Here is a 23,159-nt window from a genome sequence, read left to right as displayed (position 1 = left end):
ATTTTTTAGAATAATAATAGAAAAAGCCGAAGTTTTAACAACTTCGGCTTTTTTGATCGGTTTACTTAATACATCTATAGTTATGACATCCCGGTTTATTTCAAATTATTGATGAGCATTATAAAAATAAAAATCATGAATATATAACGGGTATAATAAACGTGAACGATTTAAAGAATTCCGGTATTAAAGAACAAGGAAGTTTCCGTGATCGGATTCTGATCCAATGAAACAAAAGAAGATACCTTCAAACCGAATAATTGCAGTGTCAGTTATTTACCCTTTATGAGTGGAATGAAGGCATCCCTTTTGTTTAAGTATGAAAAAACCCATTTTTAGAACAGTACAATGTGGATACTTTATAACGTACCATTTATTTTTTCAATAAACCGAATGCCCGTTTTTTGTCCGGACAGTCGACATACTTTAGTTTTTGATACAACGGACAGCATATCCTCCTCCTTTGGGGGTTTGTTTGATACCCGCTCCATCTGAGCTGTTATCTAACTGAGCACTGTAAACTCTATTTAAACCTCCGGGTATTCCGCCAGTAATGGCTGTGCTTGTCCAATAATTAATATTTTGAAAACCCGCACCTGCTGTAGTGGCAAACGTGTTACTGAAATTTCTCACACCTGTTGTGGAAAATTTCATAGGGGTTGCAAATGCAGTTGCAGCTGAGGTGATGCTATACTGAACAATTTCATTCTGAATCTCGTCAGAGGTTGGCAAACGGAATCCGCTCGGGCATGGGTTGTTTACCCCTGAAACTCCCTGCCATAAGGCGTCATTTCTTGTTGCTCTCCAATCATTTGTGCCTGAACTTGTTGTAATAAACTGATTGTGCCCCGGCACATCAGAAGGACTCAAAGTTGAAGTTGTACTATTGAATCCCTTTCCAAGCTGTGAGCCGACGGCAACACGAAAAACAATGATCTCATGCCCGTCATTTCCTCTTCCCCACTGATTCATATTGCCAATGGACAAAAGATCTATCACGCCTGTAGCTGCTCTTCTGGCACCCAGGTCACGATCCATCCATATCCTGCCCGTAGCACTGGTAACCTCCACAACCTGCGTTTCGCTTGCAGGAATTGTTTTAACATCTATGATCGGGCTGATTTCCAGGGTATTTGCTGCATTGGTTTCCAACGACATGCTTAGCATCCCGATCGTATCCCAGGGGATGTCTATTTCATTGTTTACCAAAGTAATGGTTTGCGCTCCCGTAGCGGTAAAATTACCCGATGCGCTGAATGTAAGCCCTGTACCGGCATGGGTATATGCTATATTGTAAGGCCCTGTTAACGTCACATTTACATTCAGTGTTATAGTACTGGCTGCGGGAATTGTTTCACCGTTGTAGCTCACACCCTGCCCGTCTATAACGGAAATCCCGTTGTAAGACGCAACAGATGTAAGCGTCCATTCAGTTTCAGGGTCTTCATCACCGGGATCTTCTCCTCCGGGATCTTCACCGTCTCCAGGGTTGCCCACTCCGTCACAACTGCTGATCCACTCGGTGGCATTCCAGAACTGAAGGCAGTTGAGGTCTGTATTGTAAATAACAAGACCTTCGGTAAAAGTTCCGCCGTTGATGGCATCGCGTTGTGCAGTTGTCATTCTTGGCGGCAGAAAACCTTTTTCTGTCGATTTCACATCGAGCATGGCAGATAAGTCGGGGGTCTCTGTCCCGATTCCGACCTGTGCTACGGCATAAATCGATACCAGGACTATAATTAATGTTAGTAATTTTTTCATTTTATTTTAAATTGTTTAAGGTTCAATCGTATTTCCATTCTGATCAAGCATTATCAGCCAGTAATCATATTCTCCTATGGAAATAATGCCCGCCTGGTCACCTGTGCCTGCTGAATTATGGGCAGAACTGCCAAGAACTACATATCCTCCATCAGAAGTTTGTTGGGCAGATGTGCCATACTCATTGCCAGTTCCTCCCAAGAGCTTATCCCATTGCTGGTTTCCGGAAACATCTAACTTAACTGCCCAAAGATCACCGCTCCCATAATTTGTTCCTGATACATCGCCTGATAAAGATGAGCCTGAAGATCCTCCTACTATGTAACCTCCGTCCGTAGTAAGACCGATTGATGAAAAACCATCCCAATCACTTCCTCCAAGTAGCTTATTCCACTGCATATTCCCGGAAGCATCCAGTTTTATAACCCAGCCATCGGCATCACCATTGCTTACATCCGATATATCACCCGATGAAGACGATTCTGAAGTTCCGGCCAAAATATATCCACCATCAGAAGCTTGTTGAACAGAGATTGCCTCGTCATTATCATTTCCACCAAAAAGTTTTTCCCATTGCAAATCCCCGGATGCATTCAGCTTTATAACCCAGGCATCCATTCTGCCCTGATTTGTTGCTGCTATATCTCCTGATGCCGAAGAATAAGACCATCCGGTTACAATATAGCCTCCGTCTGAGGTCAACTGAACGCCTCTGGCTTCATCATTTTCCTCTCCTCCATAAAGTCTGCTCCATGTTATATTACCTGAGGAATCAAGTTTCACTATCCAAAAGTCAATTGCGCCGTTATTGGTATCAGTCACATCTCCCGACGTCGATGAGGAACTGCTTCCTACTGCAATGTAGCCTCCATCCGGGGCTTGCCGGACAGCCAGGAAATATTCAGCACTGTTTCCGCCAAGAAGCCTGTTCCATTGTATGTTACCCGAAGCATCCAATTTTATAATCCAGGAATCAAGGTAACCATTGCTTGTGTCAACTATATCACCCGATGCTGAAGATTGAGAACCCCCAGTCATGATATAGCCTCCGTCTGAGGTTTGCTGAATAAAATAAATATCATCATAATCGGATCCTCCGATCATTTTGTCCCACTCCACTTCGCCTGATGCATCCAGTTTTACAATCCAGGCATCAGGACCACCATTGTTGGTACCTGATATATCACCTGAAGCAGTAGATTCTGAATTTCCGGCTACGATATACCCACCGTCCGATGTCTGCTGGACGAAATTTCCCTGATCTGAGCTACTTCCTCCAAGACGGTAGTTTAAAGTCTCACTGTTGCTCCCGTTACAAAAAGAAACCCACTCTGTAGCGTTGAAGAATTCGAGACAGTGGACGTCAAGGTTATAGATCACAAGCCCTGCGGAAGGGTTCCCACCGTTGATGGCGTCGCGCTGTGCAGTTGTCATGCGGGGAGGCAGAAAGCCTTTTTCGGTTGAAGCAGCTTCCATCATAGCTGTGGAATCAGGGCTGTTTACCCCGATTCCGACCTGGGCTGTAAGGGCTACGGCTGCTCCAATCGTTAGTATTGTTATTATTTTTTTCATTTTTATTTCATTTTTTGATTTAGATTAATTTTATTGAAATTATGGTTCTAAAAGATTTCCGTTTTCGTCTAACGTCAGTACCCAATAATCGTTACCACCTCTTGAAATAAGACCGGTCTGGTCTCCGTTTCCGGCAGAGAGATGTCCTGAATAACCTGCTACGATATATCCCCCACTCGAGGTTTGCCAAATGGAAGATGCCTGATCAACGAAGCTTCCCCCGTACAACTTATCCCATACCTTGTTTCCGGAAGCATCCAGCTTGACAATCCAGTAATCACCGAAACCTTTGTTCGTACCGCTTACATCTCCTGAAGCAGATGACAGACTATACCCGGCTATGATATAGCCTCCGTCTGCAGTTTGCTGAACGGAAAATGCATCATCAATCGAATTTCCTCCGTATAATTTATCCCATGATTTGTTCCCTGCGGCATCCAGCTTTAGTACCCAATAATCCCTAATTCCCTTGCTTATTCCACTTACGTCTCCTGAAGCAGAAGAATCACTGTAACCAGCTACTATATATCCCCCGTCTGTGGTTTTCTGAATGGAATTGGCCCAATCGTTTCCGCTTCCTCCATATAATTTGTCCCATATTTTGTTTCCGGAAGCATCCAGTTTGACGATCCAGTAATCATTGTTTCCATTACTGGTGTCAGTTACATCTCCTGAGGCAGAAGATTGACTGGTCCCGGCTATGATGTAACCCCCGTCTGTGGTTTGCTGAATAGAACTAGCCAAATCGATTCCACTTCCTCCGTATAATTTGTCCCATATTTTGTTCCCGGAAGCATCCAGCTTGACGATCCAGTAATCATTGTTTCCATTACTGGTATCACTTACATCTCCTGAAGCAGAAGATTGACTGGTCCCGGCTATGATGTAGCCGCCGTCTGAAGTCTGTTGAATAGAATTGGTAGAGTCCTCGGCACTTCCTCCGTATAGTTTATCCCATATTTTGTTCCCGGAAGCATCCAGCTTGACGATCCAACAATCACCGTCGCCTTTATTAGTGCCTGTTACATCTCCATTGGCAGAAGAAGTACTGTATCCTGCTATGATATACCCTCCGTCTGAAGTTTGCTGAATGAAACTTGCGCCATCACTTCCACTTCCTCCATATAATTTATCCCAGACTTTATTTCCGGAAGCATCAAATTTGACAATCCAAGAATCAAACTCTCCTTTATTAGTGCCTGTTACATCTCCGTTAGCAGATGAAGTGCTGCGACCGGCTACGATATATCCGCCGTCTGAGGTCTGTTGAATGGAAGTAGGAAAATCTTCACCACTTCCCCCAAGCCGGTAGTTAATAGGAGGATCTTCGCCTCCCCCTCCGGGATCGGTATTTCCATCACAAAAAGACACCCACAAGGTGGTGTTCCAGTACTGGATACAGTTGATATCCGTATTGTAAATAATCAGGCCTTCCGTAAAGCTGCCGCTGTTTATGGCATCGCGCTGTGCGGTTGTCATGCGCGGAGGGAGGAAGCCTTTTTCTGTGGATTCCACGTCCAGTATGGCAGTTGGATCAGGATTTTCCTTCCCGATAGCGACCTGTGCAGTTACGTTTACCGCTACTGCAATGATTAGTATTGTAATTAACTTTTTCATTTTATATTAAATTAATTTTATTGAAGTCATGGTTCTATGAGATTGCCGTTTTCATCTAACAGCAATATCCAATAATCGTAATTCCCTCTTGATATAAGCCCTGTCTGGTCACCATTCTCGGCAGATGTATGTGCTGAATCTCCTACTACAATATAACCTCCACCTGTGATTTGCTGAATGGAATTGGCAGAATCGGCATCGATGCCCCCATACAGCTTTTCCCAGATAAGGTTTCCGAAGGCATCCAGCTTTACGATCCAATAATCAGTGGCGCCGGCTCCATTATTGACACCGCTTACATCTCCTGAAGCAGATGACATACTTCGCCCAGCTATGATATAGCCCCCGTCAGCAGTTTGTTTCATGTCTAGGGCTGATTCATTATTACTTCCCCCATAAAGCTTGTCCCAAACTTTATTACCGGAAGCATCCAATTTAAGGATCCAATAATCTTCACCTCCATTGTTGACACCACTTACGTCACCGGATACAGAAGAAGCGCTTATCCCTGCTACAATAAAGCCCCCATCTGTGGTTAGCTCAATGGAAGCGGCAACTTCTCTATTGCTCCCTCCATATAATTTATCCCAGGCTATATTCCCTGAAGCATCTAATTTGAGTATCCAGTAATCCTGGCCTCCGTTATTGACGTCACTTACATTTCCCGAGGCAGAAGATTGACTGACCCCGGCCAGGATATAGCCTCCGTCCGGAGTCTGTTGAACAGAATTGACAGATTCATTACCACTTCCACCGTACAGCTTTTTCCAGTCTATGTTGCCTGATGCATCCAATTTAACAATCCATGCATCACGGACACCCTTATTGGTAGCGTTAACGTCTCCTGAGTTAGAAGAATTAGTGCTCCCTGTCACTATATAGCCCCCGTCCGTAGTCTGCCGAATGGAAGTGAAACTTTCCGTGCCGCTTCCCCCGTACAGCTTGTCCCAGACTATATTCCCTGAAGCATCTAATTTGAGTATCCAATAATCATCATTTCCTTTACCGGCACCGCTCACGTTGCCCGAAGCAGAAGAGGAACTATTTCCTCCTATGATATAGCCCCCGTCCGTGGTTTGTTGTATGCTCCAGGCAGATTCAGAGCCGTTGCCTCCATAAAGTTTATCCCATTCTATGTCCCCCGAAGCATCCAGCTTTACGATCCAGGAATCAGTGAAGCCTTTGTTGGTGCCACTTACGTCACCGGAGGCAGATGACCGACTCTCCCCGACCACGATATAACCTCCGTCTGTGGTTTGGATAACAGAATAAGCACGATCCATGTCACTTCCTCCAAGCCGGTAGTTAATAGGAGGATAATTGTCATCGTCACCTCCTCCGGGATCGGTATTTCCTTCACAAAAAGAAACCCATTCTGTGGCATTCCAGAATTGCAGACAATGTATGTCCGTATTATAGATAACAAGCCCTTCTGTAAAGCTGCCACTGTTTATAGCATCACGCTGGACGGTTGTCATACGTGGCGGGAGAAAGCCTTTTTCTGTAGACTCTACATCAAGCATAGCCGATGGATCAGGGTTTTCCGTTCCAATACCGACTTGTGCTCTAAGATTTAGTGATATTATAATCATTAATATCATCAGTAATATTTTTTTCATTTTATGTTAAATAGTTTAATATAATTTAGTTTGGACCGTAACAACTTAAGTTTACCGGCAAGACAGTTTCTACAGGGGCTTCGTCATTTGCAACAACCACGGATCTGGATAATTTCAAATTATCTTTTCTATGGACAGTTGCAGAACTCGTAGGAAGCCATTCAGTTTGCGCCGACTGAGGGCGAAGCTCTACTTTTAGACGAATGGTCTCACCGGCAGGGATCGAATAAACCCCTAATTTGTAAAGTGACCTGGAGGTTCCCCAGGAAGAGCCTGTTTCCCCATCTATTATGTAAGGAACTGTAGAATATGGAAAAAACCATATATCATGATAAACAAAAAGATTCCCTGAAAAATCTTCATTGGTTCCGTTTTCTATATATAAATATTTGGCATCGTTTTCTATATCTTCATCATCTACCCAATAGGTAAATTTTCCTGAAGTACTATTTTCTTCACAAAAAGAAACCCACTTTACAGTATTCCAGTATTGAAGGCAATGAGCGTCTGTATTGTAAATAACCAAGCCGCCGGCCGGGTTACCCTCATTTATAGCATCACGTTGTTCGGTAGTCATACGGGGAGGCAGAAATCCTTTCTCAGTTGATTTCACTTCCAGTATGGCTGCAAGTACAGGATTTTCCGTTCCGACACCGACCTGTGCTTGTAAGATAATGCCTGTCATAAACAGGATTATCATTAGGATCTGTTTTTTCATTTTTTAGATTTAGGCTATTGATATAGGTTTGGCTGTATATATTTTGTTGGTTGATTAAAAATATTCTGCGGCCTGAGTCGCAGAATATTGAGTTATTTAGCTTGTTATTTCAGATATTCCATTGTGTATTCGTATTCACCTGCAGGATATACCACAGATACTCCGGGGTTCCCTGTATAGGCCTGCCCGTTGGATTTGTCATAAGAATAAACGCCGGTACCGTAAACCGCACCATCTTTGTAAATAGTTATCCTGTACAAGCTTGTCATTCCTGCCGGATTAGCCAATGTAGCAGAAGTGGTAGTACCGTCAGCCGTAAATGTTCCTTTGATAGCATATACCGGCTCGCCTGCCAATACCAAATTGGTAATGCTTTCCGTAGTTCCGATCTGTACCTGGGAACTTCCGCCGCTTCCTAATGGTAACCATACACCGTCGGCAACGTTTCCGTTAGTTGTTCCATTCGGGTTGGAAAAGTAATAAAAGCCGGGAGTTACTGCACTGGGGGCGGTTGGGTTGTCACCTCCTGTCATCGTATTCCCGTTACCTACGTTATAAACTACCATACCGTCAAAATAAGATGGGAAATAAATACCGTCTGCTAAGGTCATGTCAAACTCGAATTGAGTTAAATCTGTGTCAGGAAAAACCAACCCTTTCCCTAAACTGTGAGATCCGTTGGCCGAACTATTGAAGTTGCTGCTCGCGTCTAAAAAGACATTACTGTCCGTTAGGTTTGGCTGTACTTCCGAATTACTATAGGCCTGAGCTGACAGTTTTACGGTAAGCAATAACAATGTTGCTATAAATATGCTTGTTTTTTTTCATTTTTTTATAGGTTAATAATTAAACATTAATTGTAAGTAACACCTACCCAGTTAGCACCATCACTTACGAAGAATTTTCCTCTGTTGATTGACATTGTCGACGTACCCAATACTGAATTGGAAACAACTGTCACTGTAGAAGCAGCCGTATTATTATTGTACACTACGTACATTTTTCCTTTATTGGATGCATCAGCATTTGGCAGCGTTACAGATACCGAAGAACTGAAGGTTGTTCTGATCAAATAATCTGTTGGTAAGGCGTTATAACTTGCTGCGTTTACCATAACTGATTCTCCCAATATATTCTGATAAACTGCCGGAGCTGAAGACCCTCCGCCTCCTACGGCTATCCATTTGGAAGTTGCGTTGTCATAATAGTGGAATCCCGGCCCTGTGATCTCAGAAGTTTTCCCGGCAGAACCCACTCCTGAGGTTACAAATACCAAAGCTCCGTTCTGGTCTGCACCATAAGCTCCGTCCTTTACAGAAAGTTCCGTTACCGTGAAACGGGGTACTAGAACTCCGTCCGCTACTGTCGATGTTGTTTCACCTACGATTTCCAAAGTAGATTTCGGGTCATCTGTCCCGACACCTACCTGTGCTTTAACTGCAACCCCCGTGATAAGGAAGGCCGCCAATAAAATGATTTGCTTTTTCATTTGTTATGTATTGATTAAAAATTATTTTTATTTATTATTAATTTATATAAATCTGTACCTGCAGTAAGTCTTTACCTAAGGAACAGGGGACGCTGGAACAGAACCGTTTTCTGAACCTCCCATATTTACTGTTATGTCCGGCAGCTGGGTCACCTGGTTGTTTTCCATGATTAATACATATATTACCCAAGTTCCATTAAGATTTTGAAGGGTTGAGATATTAGGAAAGTCAGCAGTCAAACGCCACGTCCCTCCGCTTTTATAACTAAACACATTTTGGGATTGAAAGAAATAATTACCAGAATTAAAAAAGGTACTTATCCCTACATTGAAGCTACATCCCACAACGACTACGGTATATTTATTGGTGTCTATTTTGGTATCAAAATTTGCTACCCAATCCATTTTTACATTCGATAAGGTATATTTCGTGTAATAAAAGGGTTTAGATGCCGTCACTCCTTTATACAGTTCTCCTGTGTTGTTGTCTATAATTACGTTGGCATAACTTCCGGTAACGGATTGATTTAAAAGCCCATCCACAATAACCGGAGAGTCAGTGCTGTTGCCGAGAATATGTAGTTTAGTTTCCGGATTTACAGTTCCAACCCCTACTTTTCCTTCCGGCATTATTACAAAATCATTGCTTTGCTGGATTGCATCAGGTGTACCTGTTATTGGATTGTCTGCTGATCCGTCAACATGTAAAATTCCCTGAGGATTTTCTGTATTGATTCCCACCTGAGCTTTCAACGCGGCACCTGACATTAACAGCGCCACAGCTATACAAATTTGTTTTTTCATTTTTTAGGTATTGATTATTAATTAGGTTTAAATAAATGATTGAAATTTTACAGAATTATCTTCTCCACTTAGACTATAGTAACTTTAAAGTTTAAAGAGAACTGTCTATACTGATGAGGTTAATTGCTATGAAATTATTTAAATGTACCTTGTCATAAGAGGAAGCCCCGTATGTAACCCTATTGGTGGTAAGCATTCCTCCTACACCCTGGAAAAATTTACCTTTCAAATAAAAAGTCTGAGTAGTTGTGGTTTGAAAGTAAAAAGTATTTTGCAGTGCTAAATTATAACTAACTCCATTACCTGCACCTTTGATATTACCCATCGAAAAGCCATAAATTTCTGATCCGGCTGTATTTCCCGACGTATTTTCAAAAGACGCCAAAAATACTTCAGCCGAATTTGTGTTGGCATTATCCAAAAGAGTAAGCTCATATGCAAGCGGCATCAACCCATAGCTGACCTGGTACAAGCCAGGAGAAAGCGTAAAACCACCAGTTGTCGAGTCATAGCTTCCTCCTAATGCCGTAAGTGAATTATAGTCAACCCGGTCAAAAGGAATATTGTATCTCACATTATTAGTGTCCATTATCTGGTCAGTAACCCTGAATCCTAAAAACACAGGAGTGATGGATGCTACTGTGGGAACAGATGTTTCAACGGTAGAACAGAAGGCATTCCATTTGGTATCCGTTGTACTGTAGATATTGATACAATCAGAATCCGTATTGTAAATTTGTAAACCGTTTGCCGGAGCAGTTATTGCGTCCCGCTGGGCGGTTGTCATACGAGGAAACAAGACTCCGTGGGTAGTAGATTCCACATCTAGCATAGATGATGGGTCTGGTGTGTCAGTGCCGATACCTACCTGCCCGAATGAAAATGAAATCACCGTCAGCAAAATAAAAGAATAAAGTGTTTTTTTCATCATTGATGTCTATTAAATTGATGTGTTTAATAATGAACTACAAAATTTTGTTTGTTATATTTTTTCTATATACTTTTTTAGTTTACCGGTATTGCATAAAAATAGTTTTCCCATGCGTCGGAGCTGTATCTCCAATCCCCAACCGGAAAATTTTCTATTAAAAGATAGACTGTAACACTAGGTTGAGTAACCTCAATTACAGAGCTTCCCGTCAAGAAATTATATATCTGATGCGTACTTGGACCACCCCCATTTACTACAGACCCGGCATAAGCAGAGTTATTTGCTGATGCACCAAGATTTGTAAATCCTACTGCCTGAACACTTCCTGTGGCGCTGGACAGGTATGCATGCAGCCACTTTTTAGTAGTGACCGTGTTTAAATAACCGATTGTCAGACCTGCAGTTACAATCCATTTACCCCGAGTGAGAGTAATACTTGTTCCGCTATATTTTGTAGTTCCTGCACCTCCTGAATCAACGGTCATGCTTGGACTAGGATAAGTCCCTAATATTGCCGGCTTTGTAGCTGAAGATTCCTGCCAGGTCCCTACACCATCGGCATCACTTACAAGGATTTTATCTTCTCCTTCTGTTCCATCTACTATTTTAATCGCACCATTTGTTGTGCCATTATTGATCTCCAATCTGGTATCGGGTGCAATAGTTCCTATCCCTATTCTTCCGGTTTCTGTTATGACAATATCATTTGCTTGAGCTGATGCATCCGGAGCACCTGTTTCGGGATTATCTGCGGCTCCGTCCACGTGAAAGCTTGCCTGTGGATTTACTGTGCCTACGCCTACCTGACCAAATAATGGTGTGATCAATAGTACAAAACTGAATGTGTAAAAAGATTTTTTCATAATAATTTGATTTTTAGATTGTTAAAATTAAAAAAGGGTAATACAATTTATATCCGCAATATTTAATTGCAGGCTTCTTATAGTGAAAATTCTCAGAAAAAGATCAGAAGATATTTTATACTGTTGGTGGAGGGCGAATGCCTTGAGAGAAATCTAAAAGTTCATTTTTCGGAAAAAAGAAAAATGAACTGTAGGTATTTTTTTTCTGACGATGAATATCCAATGAATAAGAAGAAACACAGGTTTCATTTAACGATATACTGTATGCATAATTTCTTTGCTCATTTTTAGCTAATGAAATTGCAATAGCTACCGCATGTTTCTTGTAATCACCCAACAGAGACTTTCCATTTTGCCCGGCAGGAAGTATTTTTGTTTGTGAATTGCTAGTATTTTCTGTTTCCTGTTCTGCAGCAGGAGGAATTTTTTCTTTTTTAGTCCTTTTTGTAAGTGGAGAAGCCTTTTGTGAAGCATAGTTATTTTCTCTTGCAGAGGGCTTCGTCTCATTGATGGAGATATTTCCCTTTACCTGATCAAGATTGGTTACGAGAGTTCCTTTTACAATAAACAGTGTGGCTGACTTATTTTTAATTTCAGCTTGCTCTGTCTGTTCTGTGTATAAAGAATCTTTTTCAGTTTCTGCAAGTAAAATAACCGGAAATAGCATCAATAATAAAACACAAACTAACTGCATGTTTTGAGTCAAACAGCAGCTAGTTTGTAGGATTATATTTGGTTGGTTTCGGTTCACAAAGATTTTTTTTAAAAAGAATAGGGAGCCCAAGTTTCATAGTCTTATTTGGTTGGATAAGGTTTGGTCGTTTTACTCAGGCGCCTATTCTCTTTTAATTTTCATATTTATTTTTTTCTTTCAATTTTTACTTTACTGACTTCATCCTCTTCAAAATAGAATGCAAGAAATATATTTCCGAACCACCAAGTTTCTTTTATGAGGTAAGTCCATCTGTTTTCCGGATAATAATTTCCTTCATCTCCGAGAAAGGTCAGCACTTCTTTCTTAGTCTTTCCAATTATCCAAGCATCTTTAAGAAGGAACCTAACGTAATTTCTACGTTTCTCTCTCTGATTACTCCACACATCCGCTTCAAAATGATCGATATGTTTCATAAATTTTCTATAGTTTCAGTTATTAGGTTTTGTTTTTAAACAAACCGTCTTACGAATAAGACGGTTCAAGGTATTAGGGTATTAATCTAAATCCGTCAACACAAGGTTGACTTTCTTTCTGGTCTTTCTAAGAAAACCTTCCCAATCTTTTAAAAATTGGGAGGTTTACATTCATAGGTTTTGGTTTATCTGTGTATTTTTCTATGATTTAAAAATTGAACTTCCCATAAAAGAAGGGAGTCCTTTTGAAGTGACTCCCATCACTAAACTAACTAAACTAAAACTACCTGCTTTATAACCAAGCAAAATAGATATCTTAAAAATTTTAAATCTTTTCAATTGACGATATCTCTATCACAATTCTGAAGCAAATGTATTTGGGTATAATTGAAAAAAAAAAATGAATTCCTTCCTGATTTCTGGAAATCGGGAAGGAATTATATGATATTAAATAACTAATAATCAGATTCTTAAAAATTGATGGAAATAAATTTTTAAGAAGTCGAAAATTATCTTAATCCCAATTCAAATCTTCCATTTTGAGGTTATTTTTTTTGTGTTCTGTAATCATAAATTCAATAAAAGCGGAAGGATTGATGCCAATTTCTTTCTTGAAAGCTTCGGTAAATTTTCCATGAGATGAAAATCCACATTCTTCTGCCATGCTACTAATTTTGTAATGTAGATATTCAGGCGAACTTTGAATCTTCTGGATAATATAATTAATCCTTAAATGATTTATGTACTGATTGAAGTTTTTATTTCTGTTTTTAGTAATAATATAGTTGAGATATTTTGAATTTGTATTTAAAATTTCGCTAAGCATAGATACAGACATATTCTTGTCTGTGAATTTTATGCCTCTTTCAAATTTTTCTAATTTCCTCATCAAAAATTCTTCGGTTTCTTTTGATAATAAATCTTTCTTTTTAGAATCAATCCCTGTCTCTACAAGTAATTTCTCCAACTCTTGAGGCGATGACACTTCGATTTCCTCATCTAAAATATATTCCTCCATGACAATTTTAGATTCGCGTAATTCATTTATGGCTTTCTGGTAAAGTGAAAATTCATGTTTTTTCTTGTTTCTATACCGTACAAAAATTATAGTGCCCACTACCAAGAAGAAACTAACTATGATGAAATATATTGCAGAGCGATTAAGAATGTCTTCTTTTTCTTTATTGGCTATCTGCAAAGAGTAATCTGCTGCCTTTTGCTTTACTTCAGAAATTTGCTTTACAGCTTCAATGGTCCGTTGAACGTACGTTTGATAGTTTGAGTTGATGCTGTCCTTTTTTTCATAGTAATAGTGTGAAAGTGCTTGATTTGCACCTTCTTTTACAGCCAATGATCCCGCCTCATCCGCAAACATCAACGCTTGTTTAATTTTAGCGCTCCCACTATCTTCATTCTTATTGATAACATCTAATTTCCCTAGTCCCATAAGTATATAACTTTTAAACTTTGGGTCATCATACTGAGATAATGATAAGTTTTCATTTGCTTTATTATAATATACGAGAGCTGAATCATAGACATGATTTAAGAAAAAAGCGTCTCCCAAATATGCATAATTGGTTGAGAGAAGATAATAATTGGTCTTGTTATCTTTAGGAAATTTTTCAAGTATTTTACCACTCTCTCTAAAATAAGCTATAGCTTGTGGATAATCTTTTTCTTGTTTAGATATGTCTGCCTTTTCCTGATAAATAAAGCTTTGAATCCGCGCCGATTCCGAATCTGATTTAATTTTCTTACTATGATTAAATGTTTTGTCTAAATATTTTTTAGCCTCACTATAAAGACCACTTACCCTGTACTGAGTAGATATAAATCCGGAAATACGTGCTTGCCAGGAATGAAAATTTGTTTCACTCACAAGTATTTCTGCTTTTTTTGCAGCTTCAATACTAGGTTGCAATTCTCCTATTTGCGCATATACATGTGCTTTTAGCATCAGAGATTTGAATTTTTGGTAATTGGTTTCTGATTGCAAGTAAAGCGAATCTGCTTTGTTTAGAGCAACATTTGGTTCTTTACCAGCGATTTCGATTGCTATTTTGTCATAAATTAGATTAAATTCTTCATCTGATTTGGTAAGTTCCTGTGCAGATAAAACGACACCAAAAAGTGCCAGTACGAAGGCTAATGTGTAAATTTTCATTAATAATTAGTTTATAGGTTAATTAAAAAAATCTACTCGCCTAAATCAATAGCAAACAAAAACCCTAATGGGTATATCCTCATTAAAGAAGTAATAATCTAGTTAGTTTGGTTAGTACAAATATATCTATTTGTTAATTAACTTCACAAAATTTGGTCTCTTTTGAAAAGGGTTGAAAAAAATTCAGCCATCGTGAAACAATCATTCCGGCAGAAGATATTGCATGTTTAAAGGTTTATAAACTTTAAACCGTATGCCAAATTTGAAAAAATGATGTGGAGATTTATTCAAAAATATAAATGAAAGCAGCTGTTGATGACTGTTTATTGTATTAGTATTTAAGTCAGTTAATTTTAAATCCTACATGGATTGACAAACGGACAATACTCATTTCTAATGCTTTCAAATCATGTAATATATCCGGCTCTAATGAAATTAACATTCCTTTTTCCAGCGTTTTTCTTTCTGAGGGAATACCAAAATCAACACTTCCTTCAATAACCTGAAGTACAATAGGATAAGAAGATTTATGTTCTTTCATTTCCTGTCCTTTTTTGAACGTAATCCTTACTTCTTTACTCACGGTTGTTTGTAAGATTACATTTAAAACAGGCTTATCTTCTCTGTAAATCAGATTTTCATAAAATGATGCGGTTTCCATTTATTTTCTTTTATTGATAATTGATTTTAATCCCAAAACAGGAATATTTACTAACCTATAAGGCGCGTCCATAGAGAAATCTCATTTGATCTTACCCTGAAGTACTTACTGAAAATCTGGTTGAGCGAAGTTCCAGATTCTATTATAGATTTCTCCGCAGGATGATCTAAATTAATTTCTCTCAAGGGCTCGTAATTCTCAAGACTCAACTCTATCTCTGGAACTGAAATATAGTTTTTCTCCAATACCTCACAATATTCATTTAGTCTGGATTCTATTTGATCTTTTTCCATTTCTGATAAGAATCCGGTGGGTGATAAAAAATGGAAATTACTTATAAAAATTTTTACATCTTCTATGTCCTCATCATTTAATCCATTGGTTAACCGACGGTAATGAAGCTCTGTATTTAATTCTTCAAATTTATTTTGAATGCTGCGTAAATAGGTCTGAATCTGGTATTCTCTGTCTTTACCTTCACTCAAATCCCAATTGATATATTTATTCAACAAATCTACAACACTATAGTTTCTTGAATCCGTATAATCAGATGGTTCAAACTTAAGTTTCTCAACCACATAAACAACCTCATTTACATTGTTCCAGCGTTTGTTTAGCTCAACAATATTTGACTTCGCTATTTCAAGCTTACGATTGTGCAACTCTTGATTAATTCCAATTTTGCCTTCTATTTTTATTAAATTATGTTGAGTCTGCATCATGACTAAAAATTTTAAGTTCAATAATTTTTATGAAATCCTTAACACTCCCAAAACAACAACTATTCCAAAATTGTAATTAAGTAAGTATTGCTAGACATTTAAATTACAGTTAGATAAATTTCAAAAAAAGCAATTATTTTTTCATTGCAAGAGTGGAGAGAAATCGTACTAAGTATCTACTAAATTAATTAATACTATCTTGCAAAAGATGTTTAGAGATTTTAATGAACTTTTCGGTGCGGAGAAAATTGATTATTTAGATGTTACCTCTCTTGAAAGCGACTCTGCCAATCTAATCGTGTATGCAATTCCGGTAATGGCTTTTTTGACAATCCTTGAAATTTGGTATTCCTGGTATTCAGAAAAAAAAAATTATAACACAACTGAAGCATTGGGCTCTTTGTTTGTAGGATTGGGAAATGTTGCAATCAATCTATTTTTCAAAGCAACGATGATTTATGGAAGCATCCTTTTATACAATTTAGTGCCGTGGCGCATGGAATTAAATTGGTGGACATTGATTCCCTGTTTATTGTTGTATGATCTCTGCAGTTATTGGTCACACCGCGTATCACATTTCAACCGTTTTTTCTGGTCAACGCATGTAGTCCACCATTCTGCTGAAAGTTATAATCTTACAGTTTCCTTTCGTCTGAGTTGGATTCAGCATTTCAAAATCATATTTTTTATTCCGCTTGCAATATGCGGATTTCACCCAGTTGTATTCTTTATTGCCAATCAGATTTCAGTTTTGTTTCAATTCTGGCAGCATACGGAACACATTCCTAAACTGCATCCCTGGATAGAAAAAATATTTGTAACTCCTTCCAATCATAGAGTGCATCATGGGTCAGAAGAGAAATACATCGATAAAAATTTTGCAGCTATCTTTATTTTCTGGGATAAATTATTTGGCACTTACGAGCCGGAACAAGAAAAGCCAACTTACGGCTTGACCACCAAGATCAAGACTAGTATGAATCCGCTTTATCTGAATTTTCATGAATACAAAGACATCATTTCTGATGTAAAAAGTGCAAAAGGGATTCGCAAAAAATTGTTTTTTATATTTGGAAGCCCTGGGGCAATTTATAGATATAAGGTAAAACATAATGAATTAAACGAAGTTAAGTAAACAAGTTTTATCTTAAATAATTCATTAATAATAACTCTCAAAGAGCTTAAATCCATTAATCTAAATAATAAGCTGAGATTCAAAAAAAATTTACCGAGCTCGAAATATTTTTATATAAGATTCTACTTTGCCAATCAAATAATATGGAATTGCTTGTATTATATAGCTATTTTCTGATTTGACTATTTTGTATTGGGCAATCCTATTCGATTTCTATATTATTATTAATTAGAGAAATGCAAGGAAGTAAGTGTTTGTAATAGAAAACAACTTTCTATCCCTAAAATTGTTATTCTGTCCCAGATATTTTCCCTCCAAATATCTGGATTCTACTTTTGATTTAAATAAAAGTCAGAAAGCCAAAATGTAGAACATAACGGCGAATTATTTTAAACTTAATAAAAAAATGAAAAAAACTATTCTACTATCATGTATTGCAACTGCAAGTCTTATTTTTAGTTGCAAAGAAAACTCAGAAAAAATTGAAGAAGCACTACCTGAAACTTCTGTGGAAGCAAATCCGGCTGAAGCTCCTGTTGAAAATGGGAAATTCTGTTTCAAAAACGAAACTCCCTATGACAACGGAAACGGTACGAATTTAGTCGATATAGAAAATTTAGAATTCACGGTTGACGGAGATGTCATTAAAGGAAAGTTTGAATGGATTCCTGCAGAAAAAGGCGGATTGTCCGGAGAGATTTCCGGAACTAAAAAAGGCAATATAATTGATGCTGTTTATAATGAAACCTATGCCGAAGAACCTTATCCTATATCCCTGAAAATTCTACTTTCCGACGATGAAGCGGTTGTTACGAGCTCCGATGAGAGTTTCGGAACTTATACAATCAAAAAATCAAATTGCAAATAACAATTACTACTAAAATTTAATACTAAATAAAATGACAAAGAAAAAAAACAGTTTCGGTAGAACCATTTTTATATTGATTCTACTTCTTATCCTGGCAGCAGGAGGATATTTCGGATATAAATATTATTCAGATCAAAACACATCCATAAGTGTAAATGGAGAAAAAGAATTTCCGATTGCAGGAACTTGGTCTGTGGATAATATAGACGAAGGATTTAACGATACTGCCTTTAATTTTATTGAATATACCTTTGAATCCCCTGCAAAGGTTGATGGTAAATTAACAGGAAAATTAAATGTGGTTTCTAATAATGATGGCAACCCTACACGCACAGGGAATTATGAAATCACCGGCGAAAACAAACTCATCATTTCCTTCCCAAATGAAATGGATCATGAGTTTACTTATACTTACTATCCTGACGAACAAAAGTTACAAATGAACTTCGCGGGGCAAAACAGAACTCTGACACGTAAGCAACGTATTGCAGAAACTGAAATTACGCAAAATACCGAAGTAGTTGCAGCAAAAGATTCTGTAGAAATCAGAAAGGAGCAGGTCTTAGAAATTGCAAAAATCGAGTGGAAATCAGAAATTAATTCAGGAGATTATATAAAACTTTCTCAACCTACTGTAGAAAATGATGTTGTTAAAGGAACCATAGAGCTTAATCGTGCTTGGGGGCTTTTTACAGGAACTTATGAGAAATTATCGGAAAATAAATATTCAATTATTTTTAATAAGATAGCTACTATGGTGGATGGTCAAAAGCAAAATGAAAAAGATTATTCTGAAAACTCTACAATTAGTATTGAACCAATTGATGATGGAAATGCTATACTAGGCAAATGGTTTTATCAAGGGTCAGAAACACCTTATGCCACAGAAAAATTTGGTCAATAGATTTATTAACAAACAATCAGACATCTAAACCGTAAATAACTATAAAACCCTTTCCGGTAAAAATCTGGAAAGGGTTTTATTAAAAAATCAGATTATAAATAAATACTGCTAAATCTTAAAATGTAGACCATGAAAACTCTTTACCTCGTTTGTCTTGCATTAGCTATCTTAAGCTGTAAGGACACTTCGGATAAATCCGAAGACGTAACGACAAATCCAGAATCTCTAAATGCTGACGCAGCGGAACAACTCTGGATGGATAAAATTGCAGACGTTGATTGGATGGAGAATGATAAGCCTGGCCACAAAATCAGGGTTGGAAAACCAACGATTCAAAATGGTATCGCCACAGGAGAATTTCAAGAAAGTTATTCCGGTATGTTAAATGTCTGCAAATATGAAAGTCCTTCTGAAGGTATTTTAAATATGCAGATTATCAAAACCATACGCGATGGCGTTGCAGAAAAGCGAACTGGGGAATTTATTTTTAAATATAACCTTTTAGATAATGGCAATACTTTGGTTCTAAATCATTCAGATGGCAGAACACTTCACTATACCCGTTCTCAAAACAGCAATCCGGTAAAAGAAACAGCAATTGAATCCGGTTCCAATAATAGTAAAAATCAACTTTGGATGGATAAAATTGCAACTGATGATTGGAAAAATGTGATGAATCATCAAATAGTGAGGTTCGGTAAACCCACACAACACGGCGACATCATCAAAGGAGAAGTAGAAATGCATGAAGAATCCTTTACACAGGTTTTCAAGTATGAAAGAGTTCCTGATGGAGAGATAAAATGTAAACTTATCCGATTCAAAATTAAAGGAGATCAGGATTTTACAGAAGAAAACAGCTCAGGAAAAGAATTTGATTTCTCTTTTAAAACTGAACTTCTTGACGACGGCAATACTTTGGTACTTAACCATTCAAATGGGAATACATATAGATACAAACATTAACCAATTAATACCTGCATCTCTAAAAATCTGATTTTTATAAAAAAACATTAAATTTTAAGACTAAGAAATGGGAAAAAAAAGAAGAATTTTCGGTGGAATTATTTTCATTCAAATTCTAATAATTATTATCACAGGAGGAATATTGGGATATAAAGAAAAAAACAGAGCTAATGAAATCCCATCTATTAGCTCAAATCCCGATAGCGGTCATCAAACATATATACTTAAACGTAAATAAGTTTAGACCTAATTATAAATCTAATTCAATTACTCAGCAATTCAAAAGAATAAATCCCTTTTCGATAAACATCTGAAAGGGGTTTATTTTATAAATTTGAATTTAGATAACTATTTATGAAATGCGTATTTCTTTTATTTGTACTGATTTTGGGACATTTTACTATGGCTCAGGATTTTGATGCTGAATACGAAATAAACAAAATAGACAGTTTAATATTGTACAATCAGTCAGATATAGCACAAATAAAGACAAATGAATTATCCCAAAAATTCCAATCAGAAAAAAACAATAAGGAGGTGTTGCTGGAAATACAGTTCCGTCAAGCGGTCATACTGGACAGAAAAGATGAATCATCTGTAGAACCACTTCAAATATTGTTAGAAATAAAAGATAAAGCAGAAAAAGAGAATTTACATTCGCTGATGTATCGTATTGACCTGATGATAGCGTTGGCTTACGAAAAATCCGAACACTGGGATTTAACCAAAAAATATCTTGACAACGCATATAATCTCTATAAAAACCATCAATTAAATAATCTCTATAGCACTTATTGCATCAGGAAAAGTTCTTATTGTAGGTATGTAAACCAATGGGATTCATCTTTTTATTATGCAAAACAAGCGAAAAAATATGCCGAAAAAAATCATAATGAAACCGATCTGAGAGATTCTTACATATTGTTAGGCAATTTTGCAAGTAAAGACAAGAACTATCCTGAAGCCTTAAAATACAATTTTCTGATGCTCGATTATTCCAAAAAATATAATGATTATTCAATAGCGGTTAGTTATAATAACATTTCCAAGATATATTTCAAAATGAATAATTACTCAAAAGCATTGTCATACAACGATTCGGTTTTTATTTTTTATAAACAGCAGGCTTTGATGTACAAACCTTATTTCTCTGAAACAAGATATAAAATATTTGAAGCGCTTGGCAAAACCGATTCTGCTTATCATTATTTTAAGCAGTATCATAATGATTTTGAGGCTATGCAAAAGGAAGAAGAACTCCTCAAAACAAAAGAATTAGAAGAAAAATACCAAAACAGCAAAAAAGAAGCCGTAATAAAAAATAAAAATCAACAAATGATTTTGATAGGCAGTTTTTTAGGTGTGATTATTTTCGGTTCTGTAATGCTTTATCTGAAAAACAGAAAAATTAACAAGCAAAATAAAATCATTGGAAAACAGTTGGCGGAACTAAGTAAAACTTTAGAGCAAAAACAAATGCTTTTATCGGAACTTCAACATCGGGTAAAAAACAACTTACAACATGTCATCAGTATTTTAGAAATCCAAAAAGAATCAGTAGATTTTAATAATATTGATGAACTCTTGAGGAGCAACCAAAACCGTATTCATTCGATGGCACTACTCCACAAAAAACTGAATGTCACAGACAATGCGAATGAAGTAGATTTTAGAAAATATATTGCCGAACTTGCCGAACTCGTGAAAGATTCTTATGACAATCATAATAAGAAAATCAGTTTGAATATAAAGTGCGAAATCGAAACAATTTCTTTAGAAAAAGCATTACCGTTAGGCTTAATCATTACTGAACTCGTTAGCAACAGCATGAAACATGCCTTCAAAAAGCAAAATATTGGGATTATTAATATTGAAATTACAAAAAACGAAACCGGAAAACAATTGTATTATTCTGATAACGGGAGCGGATTTGACTTTAATAAAGTAAATGAAAAAGGCCTGGGGCAGGAAATCATAAAAGGTCTCATTGACCAATTAGATGGAAGTACACAAGCTAAAAGCAATAATGGTTTTGAACTGACCATCTTTATTAAATAATTATGGAAATGGAACAAAAAATAATTTTATTGGTAGAAGATGATTTTTTAAACAGAAGGGTTTCCAGAAAAACGTTAATGGAAAATAATTATAAGGTTTTGGAAGCTAAAAATGCTAAAGAAGCATTAGAAATTCTCAAAAAAGAAATCATAGACCTTGCTATTCTCGACATTAATCTGGGTGAAAATGAGCAAGATGGAATAACACTAGCAAAACAAATTAAAGAGAAATTTATTATTCCCTTTATTTACTTGACAGCCTATGAGAATCTGGAAATAATTGACAAAGCAGTTGCTACAGCGCCATACTCCTACCTCACCAAACCATTTAAAAATGTGGATTTGATTACTTCAGTAGAAATAGCCATCAAACAGTACGGAAAAAAATATATTCCAAAAATATTAGTTAAAGACGGAGATTACAATGTCATGCTCTCCATCGATGAAATAAACTATATAGAATCAGACGGAAATTATCTAGTATTTCACACAGATAAAAAAACATATAAATCACGTTCTACAATCAAACATATTTTGGAAGAACTTTCTGATAGTACTTTTATTCAGGTTCACAGAGCCTATGTGGTCAATAAAACCAAAATAGAGAAATTTAATTTGAAAAGTTTAATCATCAAAAACACAGAAATTCCAATATCCAGAAACTATTTAGAGCATATTATAGCATGATTATCAGGCAATGTATCAAATATGTTGACATGATAATTTAAACGAGAAATAAAATTGATTTTCAGTAGATTAGAAAATGTTATAGAAGAAAATGGGACCAACTTTAGAGTTGGTTCTTCTGATTTTATTTTTTTAAATCCTCTGAAAGCGTTTTTTCTTTCATCTACTGTATCAGATGTATTGATAGGAGAATTTCACTTTTCAAGAAGCGTTAAGCCATTAGTAAAAAGCTTTGTCATGCTATAGAAAGCTTAGACTTGACATGGGCACCTTGGGTAATTATTATAACATAATCGATTTTAATTAATAACATTTAAGCTAATAATCTTCAAAATTCAATCTGCTTAAAAAACCCTCTCGCCCATTTGACCAAGAGGATTTCAACAATCTCAACTATGAAACAATTTTAATTTAATAATTCCTGATATTCACACTTCCACTCAACTTCTCTCCCGATTCAAGAATAAGTATATACCAATAACTACCACTT

At 36.9% G+C, this 23,159-nt stretch carries 22 protein-coding genes; 7 read left to right on the top strand and 15 right to left on the bottom strand.

What is annotated here, in order from left to right; all coding sequences use genetic code 11:
* Positions 1 to 426 precede the first annotated feature (426 nt).
* The 15 genes from B8977_RS08245 to B8977_RS08175 all read right to left on the bottom strand — a co-directional run bounded on the left by B8977_RS08245 (position 427) and on the right by B8977_RS08175 (position 16,052).
* Positions 427 to 1,761, bottom strand: a complete 1,335-nt coding sequence (locus tag B8977_RS08245; protein ID WP_084017231.1) for a hypothetical protein — start codon at positions 1,759 to 1,761, stop codon at positions 427 to 429.
* A gap of 15 nt (positions 1,762 to 1,776) precedes the next feature.
* Positions 1,777 to 3,333, bottom strand: a complete 1,557-nt coding sequence (locus tag B8977_RS08240) for a hypothetical protein (protein WP_084017230.1) — start codon at positions 3,331 to 3,333, stop codon at positions 1,777 to 1,779.
* A gap of 39 nt (positions 3,334 to 3,372) precedes the next feature.
* Positions 3,373 to 4,950, bottom strand: a complete 1,578-nt coding sequence (locus B8977_RS08235) for an autotransporter outer membrane beta-barrel domain-containing protein (protein ID WP_084017229.1) — start codon at positions 4,948 to 4,950, stop codon at positions 3,373 to 3,375.
* 26 nt (positions 4,951 to 4,976) lie between these two features.
* Positions 4,977 to 6,569 carry a T9SS C-terminal target domain-containing protein gene (locus B8977_RS08230; protein WP_143736402.1) on the bottom strand — a complete coding sequence of 531 codons (1,593 nt, stop codon included), beginning with the start codon at positions 6,567 to 6,569 and terminating at the stop codon, positions 4,977 to 4,979.
* 25 nt (positions 6,570 to 6,594) lie between these two features.
* A complete protein-coding gene (locus tag B8977_RS08225; RefSeq protein ID WP_084017227.1) occupies positions 6,595 to 7,287 on the bottom strand; it encodes a hypothetical protein in 693 nt (230 codons plus the stop codon).
* A gap of 104 nt (positions 7,288 to 7,391) precedes the next feature.
* Positions 7,392 to 8,084, bottom strand: a complete 693-nt coding sequence (locus B8977_RS08220; protein ID WP_245828497.1) for a hypothetical protein — start codon at positions 8,082 to 8,084, stop codon at positions 7,392 to 7,394.
* A 56-nt stretch (positions 8,085 to 8,140) separates the two neighbouring features.
* Positions 8,141 to 8,776, bottom strand: a complete 636-nt coding sequence (locus tag B8977_RS08215; RefSeq protein WP_084017225.1) for a hypothetical protein — start codon at positions 8,774 to 8,776, stop codon at positions 8,141 to 8,143.
* 75 nt (positions 8,777 to 8,851) lie between these two features.
* Complete coding sequence (locus tag B8977_RS08210) at positions 8,852 to 9,580, bottom strand: hypothetical protein (RefSeq protein WP_143736400.1); 729 nt, start codon at positions 9,578 to 9,580, stop codon at positions 8,852 to 8,854.
* A 91-nt stretch (positions 9,581 to 9,671) separates the two neighbouring features.
* Entirely contained in the window at positions 9,672 to 10,511 is an 840-nt protein-coding gene (locus B8977_RS08205; RefSeq protein ID WP_143736399.1) for a complement C1q domain-containing protein, read from the bottom strand.
* 74 nt (positions 10,512 to 10,585) lie between these two features.
* A complete protein-coding gene (locus tag B8977_RS08200) occupies positions 10,586 to 11,374 on the bottom strand; it encodes a hypothetical protein (protein WP_084017222.1) in 789 nt (262 codons plus the stop codon).
* Positions 11,375 to 11,489: 115 nt separating this feature from the next.
* Positions 11,490 to 12,080 (bottom strand): hypothetical protein, encoded by a 591-nt coding sequence (locus tag B8977_RS08195; protein ID WP_143736397.1) that lies wholly within the window; start codon positions 12,078 to 12,080, stop codon positions 11,490 to 11,492.
* 152 nt (positions 12,081 to 12,232) lie between these two features.
* Positions 12,233 to 12,502, bottom strand: a complete 270-nt coding sequence (locus tag B8977_RS08190; RefSeq protein WP_084017220.1) for a hypothetical protein — start codon at positions 12,500 to 12,502, stop codon at positions 12,233 to 12,235.
* A gap of 514 nt (positions 12,503 to 13,016) precedes the next feature.
* The gene (locus tag B8977_RS08185) at positions 13,017 to 14,669 is read right to left on the bottom strand and encodes a helix-turn-helix domain-containing protein (protein WP_084017219.1); all 1,653 of its coding nucleotides are present in this window, start codon (positions 14,667 to 14,669) and stop codon (positions 13,017 to 13,019) included.
* 343 nt (positions 14,670 to 15,012) lie between these two features.
* Entirely contained in the window at positions 15,013 to 15,330 is a 318-nt protein-coding gene (locus B8977_RS08180) for a cupin domain-containing protein (protein ID WP_084017218.1), read from the bottom strand.
* Between the two features lie 50 nt (positions 15,331 to 15,380).
* Entirely contained in the window at positions 15,381 to 16,052 is a 672-nt protein-coding gene (locus tag B8977_RS08175) for a hypothetical protein (protein ID WP_084017217.1), read from the bottom strand.
* A 208-nt stretch (positions 16,053 to 16,260) separates the two neighbouring features.
* On the opposite strand from B8977_RS08175, the gene B8977_RS08170 reads away from it, so the two are divergent.
* From B8977_RS08170 to B8977_RS08145, 7 genes are all read left to right on the top strand, one after another.
* The gene (locus tag B8977_RS08170) at positions 16,261 to 17,187 is read left to right on the top strand and encodes a sterol desaturase family protein (protein ID WP_084017216.1); all 927 of its coding nucleotides are present in this window, start codon (positions 16,261 to 16,263) and stop codon (positions 17,185 to 17,187) included.
* Positions 17,188 to 17,593: 406 nt separating this feature from the next.
* Entirely contained in the window at positions 17,594 to 18,055 is a 462-nt protein-coding gene (locus B8977_RS08165; protein WP_084017215.1) for a hypothetical protein, read from the top strand.
* A gap of 31 nt (positions 18,056 to 18,086) precedes the next feature.
* Positions 18,087 to 18,959 carry a hypothetical protein gene (locus B8977_RS08160; RefSeq protein WP_084017214.1) on the top strand — a complete coding sequence of 291 codons (873 nt, stop codon included), beginning with the start codon at positions 18,087 to 18,089 and terminating at the stop codon, positions 18,957 to 18,959.
* 129 nt (positions 18,960 to 19,088) lie between these two features.
* Positions 19,089 to 19,925, top strand: coding sequence for a hypothetical protein (locus tag B8977_RS08155; RefSeq protein ID WP_084017213.1), 837 nt, complete (start codon positions 19,089 to 19,091; stop codon positions 19,923 to 19,925).
* 67 nt (positions 19,926 to 19,992) lie between these two features.
* On the top strand, positions 19,993 to 20,163 hold the full coding sequence (locus tag B8977_RS15090; protein ID WP_159447474.1) for a hypothetical protein: 171 nt from the start codon (positions 19,993 to 19,995) through the stop codon (positions 20,161 to 20,163).
* A gap of 116 nt (positions 20,164 to 20,279) precedes the next feature.
* Entirely contained in the window at positions 20,280 to 21,983 is a 1,704-nt protein-coding gene (locus B8977_RS08150; RefSeq protein ID WP_084017212.1) for a histidine kinase dimerization/phosphoacceptor domain -containing protein, read from the top strand.
* An 8-nt stretch (positions 21,984 to 21,991) separates the two neighbouring features.
* On the top strand, positions 21,992 to 22,669 hold the full coding sequence (locus tag B8977_RS08145) for a LytR/AlgR family response regulator transcription factor (RefSeq protein WP_084017486.1): 678 nt from the start codon (positions 21,992 to 21,994) through the stop codon (positions 22,667 to 22,669).
* Positions 22,670 to 23,159 lie beyond the last annotated feature (490 nt).

Origin of the sequence: Moheibacter sediminis (assembly GCF_900176425.1) — a bacterium.
GTDB lineage: Bacteria > Bacteroidota > Bacteroidia > Flavobacteriales > Weeksellaceae > Moheibacter > Moheibacter sediminis.
This window is presented reverse-complemented; position numbering and strand designations above follow the sequence as displayed.

Bases quoted from the DNA above. Each gene is read 5' to 3' on its own strand.
- B8977_RS08165 (WP_084017215.1), top strand. From the start codon at position 17,594: ATGAAAAAAACTATTCTACTATCATGTATTGCAACTGCAAGTCTTATT.
- B8977_RS08175 (WP_084017217.1), bottom strand. From the start codon at position 16,052: ATGATGCAGACTCAACATAATTTAATAAAAATAGAAGGCAAAATTGGA.
- B8977_RS08190 (WP_084017220.1), bottom strand. From the start codon at position 12,502: ATGAAACATATCGATCATTTTGAAGCGGATGTGTGGAGTAATCAGAGA.
- B8977_RS08200 (WP_084017222.1), bottom strand. From the start codon at position 11,374: ATGAAAAAATCTTTTTACACATTCAGTTTTGTACTATTGATCACACCA.
- B8977_RS08245 (WP_084017231.1), bottom strand. From the start codon at position 1,761: ATGAAAAAATTACTAACATTAATTATAGTCCTGGTATCGATTTATGCC.
- B8977_RS08230 (WP_143736402.1), bottom strand. From the start codon at position 6,569: ATGAAAAAAATATTACTGATGATATTAATGATTATAATATCACTAAAT.
- B8977_RS08235 (WP_084017229.1), bottom strand. From the start codon at position 4,950: ATGAAAAAGTTAATTACAATACTAATCATTGCAGTAGCGGTAAACGTA.
- B8977_RS15090 (WP_159447474.1), top strand. From the start codon at position 19,993: ATGGGAAAAAAAAGAAGAATTTTCGGTGGAATTATTTTCATTCAAATT.
- B8977_RS08240 (WP_084017230.1), bottom strand. From the start codon at position 3,333: ATGAAAAAAATAATAACAATACTAACGATTGGAGCAGCCGTAGCCCTT.
- B8977_RS08155 (WP_084017213.1), top strand. From the start codon at position 19,089: ATGAAAACTCTTTACCTCGTTTGTCTTGCATTAGCTATCTTAAGCTGT.
- B8977_RS08170 (WP_084017216.1), top strand. From the start codon at position 16,261: ATGTTTAGAGATTTTAATGAACTTTTCGGTGCGGAGAAAATTGATTAT.
- B8977_RS08185 (WP_084017219.1), bottom strand. From the start codon at position 14,669: ATGAAAATTTACACATTAGCCTTCGTACTGGCACTTTTTGGTGTCGTT.
- B8977_RS08205 (WP_143736399.1), bottom strand. From the start codon at position 10,511: ATGATGAAAAAAACACTTTATTCTTTTATTTTGCTGACGGTGATTTCA.
- B8977_RS08215 (WP_084017225.1), bottom strand. From the start codon at position 8,776: ATGAAAAAGCAAATCATTTTATTGGCGGCCTTCCTTATCACGGGGGTT.
- B8977_RS08145 (WP_084017486.1), top strand. From the start codon at position 21,992: ATGGAACAAAAAATAATTTTATTGGTAGAAGATGATTTTTTAAACAGA.
- B8977_RS08210 (WP_143736400.1), bottom strand. From the start codon at position 9,580: ATGAAAAAACAAATTTGTATAGCTGTGGCGCTGTTAATGTCAGGTGCC.
- B8977_RS08160 (WP_084017214.1), top strand. From the start codon at position 18,087: ATGACAAAGAAAAAAAACAGTTTCGGTAGAACCATTTTTATATTGATT.
- B8977_RS08225 (WP_084017227.1), bottom strand. From the start codon at position 7,287: ATGAAAAAACAGATCCTAATGATAATCCTGTTTATGACAGGCATTATC.
- B8977_RS08180 (WP_084017218.1), bottom strand. From the start codon at position 15,330: ATGGAAACCGCATCATTTTATGAAAATCTGATTTACAGAGAAGATAAG.
- B8977_RS08150 (WP_084017212.1), top strand. From the start codon at position 20,280: ATGAAATGCGTATTTCTTTTATTTGTACTGATTTTGGGACATTTTACT.